Genomic DNA, 17,197 nt, shown 5'->3' on the forward strand with positions numbered 1-17,197 from the left:
TGTTAACGCTACAACCCAGTGAATTTCAGTATGAAATTTTAACGTGTTTGTAGTGGTTGTTAACGCTACAACCCAGTGAATTTCAGTATGAAATTTTAACGTGTTTGTAGTGGTTGTTAACGCTACAACCCAGTGAATTCTTGGAACTTGTTCTGAGGTGCCAAAAATTTCTAATTTTTGAGCATTATGATTCTAGCGCGCCTGTTCTGGTTGTTAGATTTTCTTCAATCATTTTTTTATTTCTTTTTTCTCTTTCTTTAATTTCTTTTTAAACTTAGACGGAATACTTTTAACTGCATCTCTAATTAGGTCTCCTAAGGATGGTAAAGTTAAATGAAAGTCTTAAGGAGTTACTTGACGTTCGAGAAACTATTGTTGCAACTTCTGATGATATGCAACGAGGATTGTTTCAGGGAGCTATTTTGGGAACGACTGGAGCTTATTGTTATGGTTTTTTGGGTGCATCTTTAGGTTTTACAAGTGGTTTACTCTTTAATTTGTACAATTCTCCTTCAAATCGTTCATGGGATAAGTTCGTAAAAAAACGAGCTCACAACGCAACGCCCCAGAAACGTAAGACTCCTTTTGTTTGGCAATCTGCTGCAACAATTGCAGGACTTACTTTAACAGGTCTTCTTCTTGGGAAGAAATCTGTAGCTAGTTTTTTTGACTTCTCATCTATTCAAGATTTACAAGAAGCAATTGTTATGAAGCAAAACGGCTTAGACCATACGTTCATCGATAATTATCTTGCTCAGTCCATCAAAGAAACGGCAGGGATTGCTTGGAAGTTATCTTGGCTTGGTTATATGGCAAATGAAGCAAATAAAACATTTTCAAATGGTTTTCTCACCTATGTTTCTAAAGATGTAAAAAAAGTGGCTTCTACTTTAAAAATTTCTTTTCAATCAAAAGAAGCAAGGATAAAAGCATATGGGGCTTTGGCAAATGAAAATAATCCTGTTGGCCTTTATTATCTTTACAAAACGTTTCTTGAGCAAGGAAAGACAAATGAAGCGCTTGCTGCAATTTTGAACTATTATTTCAAGAATGACCAAATCCCTGAGTCTCCATATGGTTCTCACACAAGAAAGAAAAAACTCATCGAGTTAGAATTAAAACAAAAACCTGCTGTAGATTCATTTACTGTTTCTTTACTTCTTCCTGTTGACAAATCCTTAATTGATTACTATGCAGACCTTGCAGTGCAAGAAGCTAAAGAAAATAAAGATGCAGCAACACTTTCGCTTCTTGCTTTGTATCAATCTCACAAAAACCAAGAATCAGCCAAGGCGACATGGAAAGCTGTTGCATCTATTGCTTCAAACTCAAAAAGTTTAGCTGAAAAAGTATTGGGTGAAGGTAATAGTGGTGGCGCATCTCGATTGTTATTTGAAGGTTCAGAAGATGATCCTCTTCGTTGGTCTATTGTGAAAACATCTGGTGAAAAGTCTTTGCTAGTTGGTAAATATAATTTGGGAAATGCGATTCATCTGGGAAACAAAAAAAGATTACTTAAGACTCCTCAAATGTTTTCTTTAGAGGAGACTGGCAATGAACATCATTTATTTCGTCAGCAATTATGGGGTGTTCCTCTTGATGAGTTTTCCAGAAGCACCAATCTTGAGCATTTAGATTTGTTATACTATGATATTCTTAAAGGAATCTGGCAATTACAAAACGCGTATGATGCACAAGATGTTGTTGAAATTCCAGAAACTAATTGGGAAGAAAAGTTTCTTGCTAAAGAAAATAATTTTTACAACAAAAAACAAATTGAGCAATCTTTAGAATGGCTTTTAGAAAATAATCCTTCCTGTCCTGTTTACCCAATTAAAGAATTTCCCATTGTTGACCCGTATGTACGAAACATTGGCGTGCACGAGCAAAAAGATGGTTCTTTACTCCTTCCTTATTGGGATGTGGAACCAAAAACTCGCGCTCCAAGAATATATGATTATGCAACGCTTCTCTTAACTGCAAAGCCTTCTCTTTTGCAAGAAACATTTTCTAAAACTAGACGCCAAGCGCTTCACATGTATGAGTTGCATGATAGTTTTTCTTCTGAAACCACGAATAGAGCGTATGCTGGAGCTGTGGTGCTACGAACACTTGGCCTCCTTAAAGCTTGGAGCAACGAGCAAAAGCAATCAGGATTAGTTTCTTCTCGTCCACAATTACTAAGCTCTGCTCTTAGAGAACTTTCTTATTTAAAACAACAAGGTGATAATAACTTAGCTAATTTTGCAGAATCAAACACCGTTCTTCTTGAAAGATTACATCCTCAGTTAGGCAAATTACAAGAACGTTTCTCTCGCTAGTCCTTTTTACTAGTCCCTTAGGACTCAAAACAAATATTTAAATACTGTTTTGTGAAAATATACCTTGTATGGTCCTTGAGAATTTATTTCCTGATAATTGGTTAGAGAAAAAAACTGGTTATGCATTTCTTTTAGGATTTATTTATTCTCTTGTGGGTATTGTTATTGCTGATTTACTTTTTGGCGCAAATTCAGGTCTTGCATCGGTCATGTTTACTTCAATTCTTCTTATTCCTTCTTTGCGAAAATTATTTGTTAAAGAAGAAAAACTTGAAGAAAAAGAAAAAAAGTTTTCATTAAAAGAATTATATAAAGATAATAAACATCTCATCCATACTTATGTTGGTATTTTTTTAGGTGTTTTTGTTGCTTATTGGTCCTTAAGTTTTTTTGGTTCGCTTTTTGGTTGGAATGTTACAACGCTTTTCAAAGAGCAAGTATTTCTTGACCCTGCAATTAGTGGTCGTGCCACGTATTCATTTTCTACGTTTTGGAGTATTCTACAAAACAATTGGTGGGTGCTTCTTGCTTGTTTTTTTCTTTCGCTTATTTCCGGAGATGGCGCAACGTTTTTTGTTGTTTGGAACGCTTCAGCATGGGCAGTCATTTTTGGCGTGCGAGGCGTTGCCGCTGCAGCTACTCTTGGGCAAAGTCCTTTCCTCGTTGGCGGTTTGATGTTGCTTATTATATTGCCTCATATGTTGTTAGAAGGTATTGCATATATCTTGTCAGGTATAGCGGGAGCAGTGATTAGTGATGAAGTTATTGCTAAGTCTGGCGAACTCAAAAAATTTCTGAGCAGTTTGGTTTTTATTATGTTGGGTTTTTGGGTGCTTAATTATGTTTTTAAGTTGTTGCTGCAAGGTCCAGCGCTTATTGTGCTGCGAATGGTTGTGCTTGGAGGATTAGTGTATTTACTTAAGCATGTCTTTGCACATAATAAAAAGCATCAAGAAGTTTTCGTGTATAATTATTGGCTTTTTATTATCGCGTTGCTAATATTTATCATAGGTGCGGCTGTTGAGACGGGTGTTTTGTCCTATTCGGGTTTATTAAATAAATATTATTTAGCAGCAGCAGGCATTATGTTTTAAATTCCTAGCACGGCAACAATTTTTCGTAAACCTGTGCCAGTATACGTTTTTCTACGCCAAGTATAGTAAAATATAAAAACAAACCCCTCTTTAGAGTCCATTAAGGGGGGAGACGGTGTTCTCTAGCTAATAAATGAATGAATTTGATACTATTTTAGAAATCCAGAGTAATATGGCTAAACGCTTGATGCGAGAGTCTGCAATGGACGATTCTTTACAATTATTAACTATTATTCAGGGGATGGTTGATGCAAAAACAGGTAAGGTTTCTAAAGAAGCTGTTTTAATCGAAGCCGTGCAAAGTGGAATGTTGCAAGCCGAATCTGAAGTGCTGCTTAAGAGTCTTATTCGAAATGGGAGTGTTCGTGAAGAAGAGGGCTATGTATATTTGTATTAATGTTATTGTTTTTCTTAAGAAATTTGTTGTAAAAAACGAATGTTTAAATACTGTTTTTACTAGAAAATCATTCATAGGTATTTTTTTTGCCTTACTCATTCTTTGGTGATACGTTCATACTACTTTTCACTCTATTAGTAGGAAGAGATTGATTCTTTTCCTGGAGTGTGAAAATTCATGGCAACAAAGAAAAAAGCAGCTAAGCAAGCAGCACCTGCAGCTAAAGCAAAACCAAAAAAGAAAAAGTAAATTATTTTTTAGCTCCCTTTTCAAAGTTTATGCAAAGGGAGTCTTTTACCATTAGTTATTTCTTAAAAAGCGCATATACTTCTTTTGTTGGAGCATTTGTTTTAAATCCATATTTATTTGTTGTAGAACGAGCTAGCAGATACTTTCCTAGTTTTTTTGTATACACTTCAAATTTATTGATTTGAGTTTTATGTTTGCTTGCTAAATCGTGAAAATCGTAATGACCCGCCATATTTATTTTTGCTTCAGCGATAAGGTTATCAAGTAATGTTGTAATAGTTTTAGTGGTAGGGAGTTTTTTCATTTTTTTAAGAAGTATATTATCTTGGAGCGGTCCAGCATATAGTGGTCCTGTATGTTTTATGGTTGTTGCTTTGCAGACTAAACAATTCTTAAGCATATTTTCATTCACTTCAAAATGTCCGCAGGTGTTACAATAATTATGCATCATTGTAAGTTTTGGATATTGTTCTGCACAAACTTTTTTCCCTCGCTCACAAAAGAAATAAATGCGATAATAATGTTGATAATGGTATGAAAAGAGCACGCGTAATCCTTTTTCTTGATGCATGCCCATAAGTTGTATTTTTCGTGCTAAAATGCGTAGTCCTAGTTCGTGTTTTGCAGGGACATTGCTTGTTGTTGCCCAATATTTTATTTTACTTGTTGCAGGATAGGTTCCTGCTAATGGCGCGGTGTCTGTTGCAGTAACAGCAAGGATGCTGTTGTTTTTTAATCGACGAATTGCATTATCTAAGAGAAAGTTTGGGCTACCAAAAGGATCAATATCAATATAATCAAATCCTTCTTCGGTGTTGGCAAGGAGTTTATTTGCATCATCATTGCTGATAATAATGTGTTTATTTTTTTCTAAATTATTTAGTTTAAGGTTGTGTTGGATATATTTAACTGCTTGCGAATTAACATCGTTCATATGCAGAATGTCTATTGTTTTTTTAGGTAATTCTTTTGTAAATCGTATGCCTCGAATTCCTGTACCTGCGAGGGGTAGTAAGATTTTTTGTTGTTTTCGCTTCAGGGCAGAAAGTAGGAGTATAGAGAGCGTTCTATTTAATTCCATGTTTGGATTATAAAATACTTCTTGTTGTTTGGTTGCAATATCCTTTGCGTTAATATGAATTGTTGCTTTTCCTTCAGTGATTTGTTTCATGTCAAAAACTCCGGAAGTAGTTTTGGTTTGTTGATTGTTGTTTGTTGTAGTTTTGGTAAATTGTTGATGGATATTTTTCCAATATAGAGTTTTTTGATATCGCCGCCTTGCGAGACAAATGTTTTAATAGCGAGCATGCCCTGAAAATAAGCGTGATCTTTAAGGTAGCCTCCTGGTTTACTCGTGTCGCCGAGTCCTCGCTTCACGCGCGTCACAATACGAAATGCTTGCTCATCGTCATTAACGTATGTTCTTATTGTTTTGTAAATGTCTGCGAATCCTTGTGTTTGTCCTAGATGAGATGCGAGTGCGAGTAGCGCGTATCCTTTTACAGAATCCTTATTTGCAACTCCTCGTGTTTCTTCGTTATAGCCTGCAAGACCTTCTTCTGTTGCTAAATAGTTTCTTGTACCAATCGCAAATATTTTGTATGGCTGTTGAGTGCCGTTATACCAGCGAAGCACATGCGTTTCAATTTCATGCACGAGAAGTTTTTGTATATCTCGCTCGGTGAATGTTTCATCTGCTTTAATAGTGATTGTTTTTTTGTCTTTGGTAATTGCTGTTCGAGAAAGTGAGCTATTGCCATATGTTATTATCCAACCTATTAATCCATATTGTTGTAATTTTTCTTTAATACGTTTGCCTAGTTCGGTTGCTGGATACGTTTGTTCTTGCACAGTTTTTGTTTGTTCTTCTTTTTTTTCAGAATTGAGTGTTTCGTTAAGTAATCGTTTTATGTGTAGCAGTTCTGCTTCGTTAAGTTTACCAAACATTTTGGTAACAAGAAAGTCATCAGTTCCAATGTTTGCAAGTGCCTGTGCTTCTTCTAGTAAGTCTTCGCGCACTTCATTAAATATTTTTCCTAGGGGGGTTGTATCTTCAATTTCGATTTTTTGTAATGCAGCTATTGTTTCGCTGACATCAACACTTTTGTAGGTGAATTGTGGATTGTAATCGCCTTTAGCGGCAAGAAATTTTTTGAATTCTTCTTTTCGGTTTTGTGGATTAATAATGTTATAACGAAAGCGAACGCTTGCAAGTGTTGCTAGTTGTTCATCGATTGTTGCAAAGTCATCCATAAAAAATTCTTAAAGTCCTATATTTTATAAATTATTGCCTCTTTCCGTATGGTATGGCTCTTACTGATGCATATATTGAATCATTTTTTAACCAATTAGGGGAGGATGCTTCGCTTGATAAAAAAGGTATTGCGCAACTTAAACTCGCTTTATGTAAAACGCACAAGATTCGCGAAGTGCCAACTGATATCGAAATGCTTATTCGAGCGCCTAAGCATCTTGCCAAATCCTTTCGAAAGCGCTTGCAAACTAAGCCTAATCGTTCTCTTTCTGGTGTTGCGCCTGTTGCTATTATGACTAGTCCTGCTCCTTGTCCTCATGGGAAATGTACAACGTGTCCTGGCGGCATTGCTAGTCCGTGGGGTGATATTCCGCAAAGTTACACTGGTGTTGAGCCTGCAACGATGCGCGCTATACGTGCAAATTATGATGCATATCTGCAAGTGTTTAATCGTCTTGAACAGTATCTTGTGACTGGCCACGTAGCTGATAAGGTTGATTTAATCGTTATGGGTGGTACGTTTCCAGCGCGAGAAGAATCGTATCAAGATGAGTTTATTATGTATGCCTTTAAGGCTATGAATGATTTTTCAAACCAATTCTTTACTAGTGATGGTGTGTTTAATCTTGATTATTTTAAAGAATTCTTTGAACTTCCCGGGCCTGTGGGTGATGAAGATAGAACTAAACGTATTCAAGAGCGCATTCTTAAACTTAAAACAACATCTGAACTCTTTTTAGAGCAAGAAAAAAATGAAACAGCGGTTATTCGCTGTATAGGACTTACTATTGAGACTCGTCCCGATTTCGCTCTAGAACCTCACGCTAAAAAAATGCTTGCTCAAGGTTGTACTCGCGTCGAACTTGGCGTGCAAAGTACGTATGATGATGCTCTTGCAAAAATTAATCGCGGTCACACGGTTGCTGATAACAAAAAAGCAGCGCGTGTACTCAAAGATTTTGGTTTCAAATTGAATTTTCATATGATGCTTGGTCTTCCCAGCGTTACTAAAGAACAAGACATTGTAGCGTTAAAAACGCTCTTCACTGACAGTGATTATCAGCCTGATATGCTTAAGCTCTATCCTTGTATGGTGCTTGCAGGAACACAGCTTGAGAAAGATTTCAAAGCAGGACTATTTACGCCTTTAGCAACTGATGAAGCAGCAATTATTATTGCAGAAAGCATTCCTTTTGTTCCTAAATTTTGCCGTATCATGCGTGTGCAAAGAGACATTCCGACTTATCGAACGATGGGTGGTGTTGCAAGGACTAATCTTCGCCAATATGTTGATATTGTTATGAAAGCTCGTGGAATAGTAAGTAAAGATATTCGCGCGCGTGAAGCGGGAAGAAAAAAACCAACTAAATCTGCTGACATCCAGACAACAATTATGCAGTATTCTGCATCTGGTGGTGAAGAGTTTTTTATTGCAATAGATGATGTTGCTAATGATATATTGTATGGTTTTTGTCGCCTTCGTTTTCCAGGAGCGCAACTCAGTGAGCAATTCACGTCTAAGACGGCAATTATTCGCGAGCTTCATGTATATGGTGCAGCCGTTGGTATTGGCGAATCAGTTCTAGATGCAACGCAGCATAAAGGCTATGGTAAGCAGCTTGTTGCAACGGCAGAACGTATTGCAAAAGAACATGGTTATAACAAAATGCTTGTCATTAGTGGCGTTGGTGTTCGTATGTATTACCAGAAACTTGGTTATAATAAAGAATTACCTTATATGGCGAAATTGCTTTGATGTTTCTTTTGGCTCTATTTAGACTAGTTTGGTTATGCTGCCTAAAAGATTTCTTAAGGCAAACAACTGTTAGGCAAACAAATTGTGCGCTACTGGGCGTAAAATAATGTTGTGTTATGCTCAAAAAGAGGACAACAGCATAAGCAACAGGGGTATTGCGAGTTTATTTGTTGATAAACTCTTGCAAAGCTTCACGTGAATAATTCTTTGCGGTAGATAACTTAATTCCTTTCTATACACAACCTTTCTTTCCAAACCTTTTTAAATGACAGCTTTCTCAACTAGTACTATGAGTTTTAGCCAATACGTAGCAGATCATCTTTCTAATATCCTGACCATCGGATTTTATGTCTTAGTCATTCTTCTCCTTGTTATTTATCGTAAGAAATTTGATTTTCAAGGAAAAATAATTGCGATGCGTAGAACAAAATTTGGTGTGAAGTTTATCGATAAATATGCAGCAAAACATAAAGAAACGATTAAGATTTTAGGTTATGTTGGTATTGGTGTTGGTTTTATTGGTATGGTATACATTTTTATTTACATTCTTGGAGCAGTTGTGAAATTATTTACTCATCCTGCTGGTCCTGCAGCTTTATCTCCCGTGCTTCCCGGTGTAAATATTCCTGGTAGTCCCTTGTTTATTCCATTATGGGTATTAATTCCTTTATTTATTGTTATTGTCTTACACGAATTAGGTCACGGTCTTGTTGCAAAGGCTCATGGATTAAAAATTAAAAGTACTGGTTTTGTTTTTTTTGGTCCCCTTGCGGGCGCATTTGTCGAGCCTGATGAGAAAAAATTACAAAAAGCAAATGATGTGGTGCAATATTCGGTGTTTGCTGCAGGTCCATTTGCTAATGCACTTACTGGAGCCGTGGTTCTTGCAATTTTAGCATTGGTGCTGAATCCTTTAACTGGCCTAATGGTAAATCAAGATGGTTTTTCTGTATCTGAAGTAACACCTGATTTTCCTGCAGCAATTGCAGGTCTTGAGCCTAGCGTGACGTATGATATGGTGAATGGTTTACCTGTTGAAACACATGAAGCATTAATTGAAGCATTAGCTGTTTTAGAACCTGGTGACGCGATTACTATTGGTAATAATACTAGTTCTTATGTGATTACAACAACTACGCATCCCGAAGATGAATCAAAAGCGTATATTGGTGTGATGGGTATTCAGACTGAATTTGTAACAAAAGAAAATGTTCCTCAATGGTCATTTAAAATAATGATGTTTCTTCGACAATTCTTTTTTTGGATGTTTGTCTTAAGTCTTGGTTTAGGAGCGTTTAACTTACTACCTCTTGGTCCTGTTGATGGTGGTCGAATGATTCAACTTGTTCTTCTAAGAACTGTTGGTGAGAAGAAAGGTCATAAAATTTGGGTAAAACTTGCACTCATGCTTGTTGTGATAATTCTTTTTTTACTTTTTGTTCCTATTATTCGCGCCGTTATTGGTGCTTAAATAACTCAATTACCAATACTGCCTTGTAAACTTCTCGAATCAATTATTTCGAGAATTAGTTGAGAAATTGTCGCGTTTGATGATGATTACTTTGTAAGCAGAGCTTGCAATAAATCTGCGCAGTATTGACTTGCAACAAAAGAATCTAAAACCAACTTCTCACTCGTTTTCGACTGACAAACTTCGCGAGTTTTTTTTCAACGTCAGGAACGTTAAACTTTTTTTCATCTTCTCGAAATGCTTTAGTATGATAACTTGCTCGCCCATTTTTTGTGGTGAATAAGTGTTTTTTATGAAGTAATTCATGATATAAAACGAACCTTAAAAGTTCTTCATTTTCTTGTAGAACGGTGCTAATGGTTACGGTGTCTGTTGAGTAATTATAATGTCCTAGTGTTGATGTGGAGTCTTGGCCGAATTTGAGATTTGGCATATCCAGCAATCCATTAAAATAGGTCTCGTTAAGTTCCCAAAAAAGTTTTTCTAAATAAGAATTGCTTTGTTTTCGCTCTGCATAGCGGTTCATGTGCTTGATAAAGTTATGATAGAATTCTTGCTCAAGCGTGGAGATTTTTGTTTTGTACACTTTATTAAGAAGATGTTGTATGATACCGATAATGACATCGTCTTCAGACTCTAAGAATTTTTTAGAAAGCGAGAATTCAAGTTTCTCTATACTGTGATATGCTTTAAGAATACGTACGTTACCATTATAGTCGCTGAATTTCCCCGAGTATTTCATAACAAGTACTGGTTGTTGCCTATTGGGAAAAAGATTTAAGAACGCTCTTTGTGCAAGTTCATCATTCATTATAAAAAAAAGATTTGCGCGCTTAAAAACTTTCTGTATCGCAACGGCTTTCTTTTAACAAAGATATTTTGTTGTCTGTTGCGAAGAGTTGGCAATTTGCTTTGCAAGAAGTAATTTTTACGAACAATTCAAGACAAATCCAATGCTAGCACAACAAAAATCTCGTTTCATCATAATGTACATTTCTTATTTATTTTTCTAAATTATACAGGAAAGTTTTCCTTGTAAAAAAGCTGGTTTAACCAAATCTTTTTATACTTCTTATAAAATCAAACTAGTATGATTATTGTTCGAGATCCTTTATATGGCATTATTGAAGTTGAAAATGAATTCTTACCTCTTCTTGATAATCCTTATTTTCAGCGTTTACGACATATTAAACAAGATGCATTATTATTTTATGTTTTTCCTTCTGCAAAGCATGACCGATTCAGTCATAGTCTTGGCGCGTATCATTTAATGCGTCAAGTTGTTGAAAATAATTCTAAGATGATTAGCAAAGAAGATGCGTTCACGCTTAAAGCTGCTGCGTTACTTCATGATATTGGTCATGGTCCTTATTCTCATACATGGGAGCAGTTAATTGATGGTTTTGATCATGAAGCGATGACAGTGAAAATTATTAATGAAGAATTTAATCTTCCTAATGTTGCAGCTGTTGTTGAAAAAAAACATCCTCTCTCTTCATTGCTCTCCTCAGTTATTGATGTTGATAAACTTGATTACATGGCGCGAGATTCTTATTTCTGTGGCGTGGGGTATGGCTATACTGATGTAGAACGTATTGTTAGATATTTAAGTATTCAAGATGGCAAGCTTTGTATTTCTCCTAAAATATTTTCTTCTGTTGAGCATGTTATTATGAGTAGAATTAATTTGTATAATTCGACATATTTTCATCATTCTGTTATTGTTAAGGATGTTTTAATGAAGAACATTTTTAAGCGTGCTAAAGAACTTTTTTTAGCTAACGAAACCATTTTTGTTGATGAGTTGTTTGCAAAGTTTTTGAGAGGTCAAGGTTCTGTTGATGATTTTCTTTTACTTGATGATAGTGTTATTGAGTTTCATATGAATAAGTGGCGTTTAGAAGAAGATGAAATTCTTGCCGATCTGGTTGCGCGATTTTTTTCTCGAAAGGGTTTTGCTTCAGCAAATAATTTATTCGATACTGTTTCTCCAGAAGCGATTAAAGCAAAAGTTTCCGAAGTTTATGATTCGGCATATTACTTTGCTGATTTTACAATAAAAAAAGGAGTATATGAAAACGAAGCGTATGTTGTAAAATCAAATGGTACTCTTGCGCCGTTATCGCAGCTTTCAGAGCATATTGCGGGAATAGTTAACATTCCCATTAAAAAGCGTTTCATCATTGCGCCAAAAGAATTTCTGAATTAGTTTTTTTACTCGGCCGCATACCGCAAAATAGCACCAACTTTTCCCATGTCTTTAAGTTGTACTCCTTCTCGTGTTTCTGTGCTAATAACTTCAACAGTTGTGCCGACAAGTTCTGCTGCTTCTTCTATTTCATCAATGTTTTTTTCATCAAGTGCTTCTGATACGACGATGGTTTCAACAGCTCCCATATTTGTAAGGCGTAGGACATCATCAAATCCATATGCAACTTTATCTGTTTGTGTTGCTAGTTTTTCAAAAAATGTCCTCATGATTATTTTTTCTTGCATGACTTCTTCATCTGCAAGTATATCTTCGCTTTTTTCAAGAAGTTCTTGAAGTCCAAACTCACCTGTATAGGATAAGTCTTTAATGCCGATTATTTTTCGTTTAAGTTGATCTGTTATATATCCTCCTTCAACGAAATCGTGTTTAGTATGTCCTGGTCCGCCAACAATAATGCCTTGTATTGCGGTTTGATTTTCTAAAAATTCTTCAAGCATGTGTTGTGCTATTCGTTTGTAAAATTCAATTGCCGCTCCTTCCCGAAGTCGCTCGAATCGTTGGGCAGATTGCCCTCCTGTTTTATGTTTTCCAGGAACAGCGCTGTTTAAGTTTTTAAGAGGAATGATTGTTTTTCCTTTTAGAAGTGCGATGGTTCCTTCTCTTTTATCCATGGCAACTAGACCGAAGATGATTTTATCATCAATCATTTCTTTAAGGGGCTCAACGACGAATTCCTTATCGCATCGATACAAGTTTTGTTTAAGGGGTATTGGTGGCTCAACACTCCATACACGGTAATCTTGTCGTCCTTCTTGTTCTGCTGCATTGCCGCTGAACGCAATAAGGCCGTGAGGGGGCGTATTTTTAAACGTTTTGAGATGTTGCACCATTTTTTCAAGGCTTGCAATTACATTGTCTCGAGTGCTTTTGCTTTTAATATTGGTTGCTGTTCCTTGTTCTTGTTGGAGTTGCTGAATTTTTTGATTGATATCATAGCCTGCTGGAATATAAACAGTAATAAGTTCGGTGTGTCGTCCCCTAACTGCTTCAACCTCTTTAACAAAATGTTTGAGGTGGTATTTTTCTTTTGCGCTGATACGCTGCAATTTGTCAGGTTTATCTTCACTCATAGTGTTCACAGAATGATTGTTTTTTTATAAAGCTTTAGTACGGATGGGTATGTTGATTAGGGGGCATTGCCTTAAAGAGTAATTAAGGCAAACAAATAGGTAAATAAATATGCAAATAAATAGGCATACATATTTTGCTTTAAAAAAGCAAAATAATCTTGGTTGCTTATTAATTCTTACTGCGTTTTGCAAGATTTAAGTTTTGTAGTGCTATTGGTTGCTCGTTGTCTGTTGGTTCTTAGTTGTTACTTCTTATTTGTTGTTTGACTTAGTGGTTGTTATTTATCTTCTTGTTTAAGGTCTAGAATGCTTCGTTTATCGTGACTAATAATTTCGCCACTTTTAGCGTCTAGACGCATTATAATCATAGAAAATGTCGCACTTACAACAGTGATATTATACATTGCTTGTCCGCCGATACTTTGCACAATAAGAATAATGCTATTTACTTGTTCTTGCGGATATTTTTCTGCAAGAATCGTTTTTAAAACGTCTAGTGCTTGGTTTGTTGGAATAATGGGCATCATAAGTGTATCAATGGTGCCTCCATCTTTGAATGCTTCTTCTATTCCTTTTAGTTTGATTGGGTTTGTTTCAAAGACTGCTAAATTATCATTTTTTTCAGAATAAAATCCTACTTGCCAGGCATCGCTTGGTAGAAAATTGCCGTTGAGTTGTAAGAATCCATGTGCTAAATTATAGTCTGGTTGTTTTTCTTTAAACTTCTTGTATGTATCACTTGAGATAATTTCATCGTAAATTGTTGTAAATTCTTGCATTCTTTTAGGGTGACTGTTTGTTGTTTAAAAACATTCCTCTCCTTAACTGAATAAAAATTTATAAACAAGTATTTTTTGTATTTGTCTTAGTATGAAAAAAATTGTGATGATTATTGCTCAACACGGATTTCGCGATGAGGAATTAATTGAGCCTAAAGCTTTATTTGAACAAAATGGTTATGCTGTAGAAATTGCTGCGCCACAACAAGGTTTATGCAAGGGCATGCTTGATGTTGTAGTGGAGGCAACTTGCGCAATTAGCGAAGTATCTTTAGAAAAGGTAAAAGCCATTGTTATTGTTGGCGGCGCACAAAGCCCAACTTTAATGGATGTTTCCGAGTTAGGAGCTTTACTTAATCGAGCAAAAGAAAAAAAGATTGTAATTGGAGCTATTTGTTTAGCACCGATGATTGTTGCAAGTTTTGGCGTGATTACTGGTATGCACGCAACAGTTTATAAAACAGATGATTCTTTATCCATGCTAAAAAAACATAGTGTTGGATTTCTTGATGAATTAGTTGTTGTCGATGACTGGCTTGTTACGGGTAATGGTCCTGCTGCTGCAAAACCTTTTGCAGAAAGTATTTTAGATACTATTTAATGAATTTCACTTGTTTGCCTGTTATTCTTTGTTTATGCAAGTTTGCAAGATCAACAAGCTGTCCTGTCGGCCCAGGGTTATGCAGTAATGTTTCTTCTATATAATCAAAAACTCCTTCCCCTTCATGAATGTGTCCTGAAAATACGATGAGTGGTTGAAATTCTTCAATGAATTTTCGAAAACTAATAGTTCCGCTATGGTAATCTCTAAAAGGAACATCAAGTGCGGTGTTGTGTGGTGGTGCGTGTAATATAAGAATTGTTTTATGCGGATCTTGTACTTTTGTTTTGATTTCTTTTGCAAACTCTTCGAATTCTTCATCAATAAAGTCAAATCCCCCTCCGCCATAAGTTATGATGGTGAAATCTCCTGCTTGGATGATTTCTTTATGGGAAAAATCTAATTCGTTTATTTGTGCTGTTGTTTGTCTAACAAGTTCTTCTTGTTCGTGGTTGCCATGCATGACAATGACTTTTTTAGGAAAGGTAGCGATAAGAGCGAGCATTTCTTCAAGATATTGGCCAAACCAGGTAAAGTCTCCTAGACAAACAATAATATCTGCTTCTTTTGCTTTTTGATGTAAGGCAAGAAAGCTTTCTATATCTCCGTGGTTATCGCCGAATACGAGGAGTTTCATGCTAAGAGGTAATAAAGTGTTATTTTTAATAATTTACTTTATTGATTTCATGAATAAGGTATATGCTTTGGCTTATTTTATGTATAAGAATGCTATGTTGTTCTTTTCGTAATTCTTGTTCAATACGTTGTTGTATTTGTTTAATTTCATCTGCAAGAAGATGTGCTTTGGTCGTGTTTTCTTGATAGAATATGTGCATTGCTTTTTCAAATAGTGTTATTGCTTGTTTAAGATATATTTCTGATTGTTCTCGTTCTTTTTTGAGGTAATATTCAAATGGTGAAAGTGACATTTCTTCTAAAAAATCACCTATTTCTTCAATATAGATAATGGTTTGCCAGTAGCGAAGGAGCATAAGGGGATTTTCTTTTTTATGGCCTTGTGTATAAAGTCGTTCTTTGATGACTCGTCTGAGGAGTCGGGTAATTTTGTCAATGTTTTTTTCTCGCTCGACAATATCTTCTCTGAATTGTTTTAAATTTTGTTGTTTGTTGAGTTGTTCAATGAGGTCTTTCATTATTGATTTTACGCCGTTATCGATTCGACGAATAAATGAATGGATGTTTAAATTTGTAGTGTCAATATATGTTTTGCAGATAATGCGATTTTTTGTGTGTTCTATGATTTCTAGGGCGGTAAAGAGTTTTATTCGCTCAGCGATTTCTTTTGCTTTTGTATAGAGCTCTTTTCCTTGGATGATGATGGTGGTAGCGTTGTTTTCATAGGCGCTGATAAGCTTTCGTGCAATCATTGAGCCTGTATCTGTTTCTTGAATAGTGAGCGTTTCTATTTGTTCTTCTTGCGTGTTTTCTTTTTCGGTGCTAATAATAAGTTGATTACTCACTTCTTCAACAAAAAGAACGTCTCCTTTAGTCATATTGTTGCGTTTTAGCCAGGTTGTAGGCATGGTTAGAACATAGGCGTTATGACCAAATTTAATCAGTTTGCGATAATCCATGATATTCAACATAAAATAAAACTATATAGTTTATATTTTTTATGGGTAAAACATATATATCTTAGTATTGTTTTATAAAAGCACCTTGGGGGTGATGTATAATGGATGAGCGTTGGATTGAACAATTAGAAGAGTTTGTTAAAGAGCGAGACAATGTTGAAAACGATATTTATAAAGAAGACTTTGTTGATTTATTGCTCGAAGATGATGAACTCAGTTTTGAAGAAGCGGCTTTCATGATGGGTTATGTAAGCTAAAAAGAGGTTTTGTTTCTTGACGTTTAAGAGTTGGCTAAAAAGCCTTCTCTTTTGATGTCTTTTGTGATGTAGTGTGCGCTGTAATCTACAATTGCAAACTCTTGTTGTAAGTTTTCGATAAAGTTTTCTACATCTGCAATATGCTCAAACACTGCTTCAACAAAAAAATCATACTCGTGCGCGATTTTATAAATGCTATTAACGTGTTGATGTGCTTTAAGAAATGATCGTAATCGTTCTTTATCTGTTACATTGCATTTTAATTGCAATTGTACTTTGGTATGAAATCCTAGTTTAGAAAAATCAATAAGTGCTGCAAATCGTTGAATCATATCTTTTTCTTGTAGTTTTAATCGTTCGTGTAGTGTTGAAATAGGTATTCTTGTTTGTTTGCTAATTTGGGTTAATGTTTGTCGAGCGTTGGCTCGAAGGGCTGTTAATAAAACATAGTCTTTTTTACTGATAGTTGTTAGTATATTTTTCATATTGAAAAACACCTCCGTTTTCACAACAGTATTAAGACGTTCTAAGGATATAATCCTCATCCTTAAGGACTATAAGGTATGTATAAGGTTGATGAAGTGGTATTTTCTGTTATGTACTCAGAGTTCTATTGGGTCAAAGAATTATATTAGACTGTTAACTGCTTTTTTAAGAAAAAATCTGCTGACTGGCAGTCTTACTCTTGTTTGAATTATTGTTGAATAGGTTGTATGTTCAGAAAAGAAGGTGCACTGGCCGGGACAATCGCGATGTTTCGTCATATATGCTGTTATATGCTTTTGAACGCTTAAACGCGAAACTATCGATTCGAACCCGGATCAACGGCTCACATCAGCAGCAAGCACATGCTTTTCTGCTTTGGAAGGCCGCTATCCTAGCCATTAGACTACCAGTGCGTTAAGACCAAGAACAAAAACGTTATTTATAAACTTATTCTTCTCTAGGGGTTTGTCCCAAGTCTCTAACTTTTTAGAAAGAAATATATGCTCCCACTGCCAAAAGTAGCATTGTGGGAGGGAAAAACAGATTGAGGCTGTTTTTCCAATGAAGAAAAAAGATAGATTAATTAAAAAAGTTA

General features: G+C 35.6%; 16 protein-coding genes and 1 tRNA gene. 8 read left to right on the forward strand and 9 right to left on the reverse strand.

Annotated features, from left to right (window positions below; translation table 11 throughout):
- Nucleotides 1-320 precede the first annotated feature (320 nt).
- From K9M74_04550 to K9M74_04560, 3 genes are all read left to right on the forward strand, one after another.
- Complete coding sequence (locus tag K9M74_04550) at nt 321-2,321, forward strand: hypothetical protein (protein ID MCF7799147.1); 2,001 nt, start codon at nt 321-323, stop codon at nt 2,319-2,321.
- Between the two features lie 68 nt (nt 2,322-2,389).
- On the forward strand, nt 2,390-3,415 hold the full coding sequence (locus K9M74_04555) for a stage II sporulation protein M (protein MCF7799148.1): 1,026 nt from the start codon (nt 2,390-2,392) through the stop codon (nt 3,413-3,415).
- Between the two features lie 172 nt (nt 3,416-3,587).
- A complete protein-coding gene (locus tag K9M74_04560) occupies nt 3,588-3,812 on the forward strand; it encodes a hypothetical protein (protein ID MCF7799149.1) in 225 nt (74 codons plus the stop codon).
- Between the two features lie 304 nt (nt 3,813-4,116).
- Here the strand turns inward: K9M74_04560 and K9M74_04565 are convergent, their stop codons facing one another.
- Together K9M74_04565 and K9M74_04570 are read right to left on the reverse strand one after the other, a co-directional pair.
- On the reverse strand, nt 4,117-5,232 hold the full coding sequence (locus tag K9M74_04565; protein ID MCF7799150.1) for a methyltransferase: 1,116 nt from the start codon (nt 5,230-5,232) through the stop codon (nt 4,117-4,119).
- The gene (locus K9M74_04570; protein MCF7799151.1) at nt 5,229-6,314 is read right to left on the reverse strand and encodes a DUF1704 domain-containing protein; all 1,086 of its coding nucleotides are present in this window, start codon (nt 6,312-6,314) and stop codon (nt 5,229-5,231) included. The genes K9M74_04565 and K9M74_04570 overlap by 4 nt, the downstream gene beginning before the upstream one ends.
- Before the next feature lie 53 nt (nt 6,315-6,367).
- Here K9M74_04570 and K9M74_04575 point away from each other — a divergent pair, with 53 nt between their 5' ends.
- Nucleotides 6,368-8,071: a tRNA uridine(34) 5-carboxymethylaminomethyl modification radical SAM/GNAT enzyme Elp3 gene (locus K9M74_04575; protein MCF7799152.1), complete on the forward strand. Its 1,704-nt coding sequence runs from the start codon at nt 6,368-6,370 to the stop codon at nt 8,069-8,071.
- Nucleotides 8,072-8,360: 289 nt separating this feature from the next.
- Nucleotides 8,361-9,542: a site-2 protease family protein gene (locus K9M74_04580; protein MCF7799153.1), complete on the forward strand. Its 1,182-nt coding sequence runs from the start codon at nt 8,361-8,363 to the stop codon at nt 9,540-9,542.
- Between the two features lie 145 nt (nt 9,543-9,687).
- Here K9M74_04580 and K9M74_04585 read toward each other — a convergent pair whose 3' ends face one another.
- Nucleotides 9,688-10,353, reverse strand: coding sequence for a SprT-like domain-containing protein (locus tag K9M74_04585; protein MCF7799154.1), 666 nt, complete (start codon nt 10,351-10,353; stop codon nt 9,688-9,690).
- Nucleotides 10,354-10,632: 279 nt separating this feature from the next.
- On the opposite strand from K9M74_04585, the gene K9M74_04590 reads away from it, so the two are divergent.
- Nucleotides 10,633-11,751, forward strand: coding sequence for an HD domain-containing protein (locus K9M74_04590; GenBank protein ID MCF7799155.1), 1,119 nt, complete (start codon nt 10,633-10,635; stop codon nt 11,749-11,751).
- A gap of 5 nt (nt 11,752-11,756) precedes the next feature.
- Here the strand turns inward: K9M74_04590 and prf1 are convergent, their stop codons facing one another.
- Together prf1 and K9M74_04600 are read right to left on the reverse strand one after the other, a co-directional pair.
- Complete coding sequence (prf1, locus tag K9M74_04595; GenBank protein MCF7799156.1) at nt 11,757-12,860, reverse strand: peptide chain release factor aRF-1; 1,104 nt, start codon at nt 12,858-12,860, stop codon at nt 11,757-11,759.
- Nucleotides 12,861-13,162: 302 nt separating this feature from the next.
- Nucleotides 13,163-13,663 carry a hypothetical protein gene (locus tag K9M74_04600; GenBank protein ID MCF7799157.1) on the reverse strand — a complete coding sequence of 167 codons (501 nt, stop codon included), beginning with the start codon at nt 13,661-13,663 and terminating at the stop codon, nt 13,163-13,165.
- Between the two features lie 91 nt (nt 13,664-13,754).
- Here K9M74_04600 and K9M74_04605 point away from each other — a divergent pair, with 91 nt between their 5' ends.
- A complete protein-coding gene (locus K9M74_04605) occupies nt 13,755-14,264 on the forward strand; it encodes a DJ-1/PfpI family protein (protein MCF7799158.1) in 510 nt (169 codons plus the stop codon).
- On the opposite strand, the gene K9M74_04610 is transcribed toward K9M74_04605, so the two are convergent.
- Nucleotides 14,257-14,901: a metallophosphoesterase gene (locus K9M74_04610; GenBank protein MCF7799159.1), complete on the reverse strand. Its 645-nt coding sequence runs from the start codon at nt 14,899-14,901 to the stop codon at nt 14,257-14,259. The two genes, K9M74_04605 and K9M74_04610, sit on opposite strands and share 8 nt — an antisense overlap.
- Nucleotides 14,902-14,926: 25 nt before the next feature.
- The gene (locus tag K9M74_04615; GenBank protein MCF7799160.1) at nt 14,927-15,871 is read right to left on the reverse strand and encodes a hypothetical protein; all 945 of its coding nucleotides are present in this window, start codon (nt 15,869-15,871) and stop codon (nt 14,927-14,929) included.
- Between the two features lie 89 nt (nt 15,872-15,960).
- Here K9M74_04615 and K9M74_04620 point away from each other — a divergent pair, with 89 nt between their 5' ends.
- Nucleotides 15,961-16,116: a hypothetical protein gene (locus K9M74_04620; GenBank protein ID MCF7799161.1), complete on the forward strand. Its 156-nt coding sequence runs from the start codon at nt 15,961-15,963 to the stop codon at nt 16,114-16,116.
- 23 nt (nt 16,117-16,139) lie between these two features.
- On the opposite strand, the gene K9M74_04625 is transcribed toward K9M74_04620, so the two are convergent.
- Together K9M74_04625 and K9M74_04630 are read right to left on the reverse strand one after the other, a co-directional pair.
- Nucleotides 16,140-16,601, reverse strand: a complete 462-nt coding sequence (locus K9M74_04625; GenBank protein ID MCF7799162.1) for an Lrp/AsnC family transcriptional regulator — start codon at nt 16,599-16,601, stop codon at nt 16,140-16,142.
- Between the two features lie 245 nt (nt 16,602-16,846).
- A tRNA-Gly gene (locus K9M74_04630) sits at nt 16,847-17,015 on the reverse strand.
- Nucleotides 17,016-17,197: the final 182 nt, after the last annotated feature.

Source organism: Candidatus Woesearchaeota archaeon (assembly GCA_021734105.1).
Classification (GTDB): Archaea; Nanobdellota; Nanobdellia; order Woesearchaeales; family SKGA01; genus SKGA01.

Excerpts from the sequence above, each read along its gene's own strand:
- K9M74_04585 (MCF7799154.1), bottom strand. The coding sequence starts at position 10,353 with ATGAATGATGAACTTGCACAAAGAGCGTTCTTAAATCTTTTTCCCAAT.
- K9M74_04620 (MCF7799161.1), top strand. The coding sequence starts at position 15,961 with ATGGATGAGCGTTGGATTGAACAATTAGAAGAGTTTGTTAAAGAGCGA.
- K9M74_04560 (MCF7799149.1), top strand. The coding sequence starts at position 3,588 with ATGGCTAAACGCTTGATGCGAGAGTCTGCAATGGACGATTCTTTACAA.
- K9M74_04610 (MCF7799159.1), bottom strand. The coding sequence starts at position 14,901 with ATGAAACTCCTCGTATTCGGCGATAACCACGGAGATATAGAAAGCTTT.
- K9M74_04570 (MCF7799151.1), bottom strand. The coding sequence starts at position 6,314 with ATGGATGACTTTGCAACAATCGATGAACAACTAGCAACACTTGCAAGC.
- K9M74_04605 (MCF7799158.1), top strand. The coding sequence starts at position 13,755 with ATGAAAAAAATTGTGATGATTATTGCTCAACACGGATTTCGCGATGAG.
- K9M74_04550 (MCF7799147.1), top strand. The coding sequence starts at position 321 with ATGGTAAAGTTAAATGAAAGTCTTAAGGAGTTACTTGACGTTCGAGAA.
- K9M74_04625 (MCF7799162.1), bottom strand. The coding sequence starts at position 16,601 with ATGAAAAATATACTAACAACTATCAGTAAAAAAGACTATGTTTTATTA.
- K9M74_04575 (MCF7799152.1), top strand. The coding sequence starts at position 6,368 with ATGGCTCTTACTGATGCATATATTGAATCATTTTTTAACCAATTAGGG.
- K9M74_04600 (MCF7799157.1), bottom strand. The coding sequence starts at position 13,663 with ATGCAAGAATTTACAACAATTTACGATGAAATTATCTCAAGTGATACA.
- K9M74_04555 (MCF7799148.1), top strand. The coding sequence starts at position 2,390 with ATGGTCCTTGAGAATTTATTTCCTGATAATTGGTTAGAGAAAAAAACT.
- K9M74_04615 (MCF7799160.1), bottom strand. The coding sequence starts at position 15,871 with ATGTTGAATATCATGGATTATCGCAAACTGATTAAATTTGGTCATAAC.
- K9M74_04580 (MCF7799153.1), top strand. The coding sequence starts at position 8,361 with ATGAGTTTTAGCCAATACGTAGCAGATCATCTTTCTAATATCCTGACC.
- K9M74_04565 (MCF7799150.1), bottom strand. The coding sequence starts at position 5,232 with ATGAAACAAATCACTGAAGGAAAAGCAACAATTCATATTAACGCAAAG.
- K9M74_04590 (MCF7799155.1), top strand. The coding sequence starts at position 10,633 with ATGATTATTGTTCGAGATCCTTTATATGGCATTATTGAAGTTGAAAAT.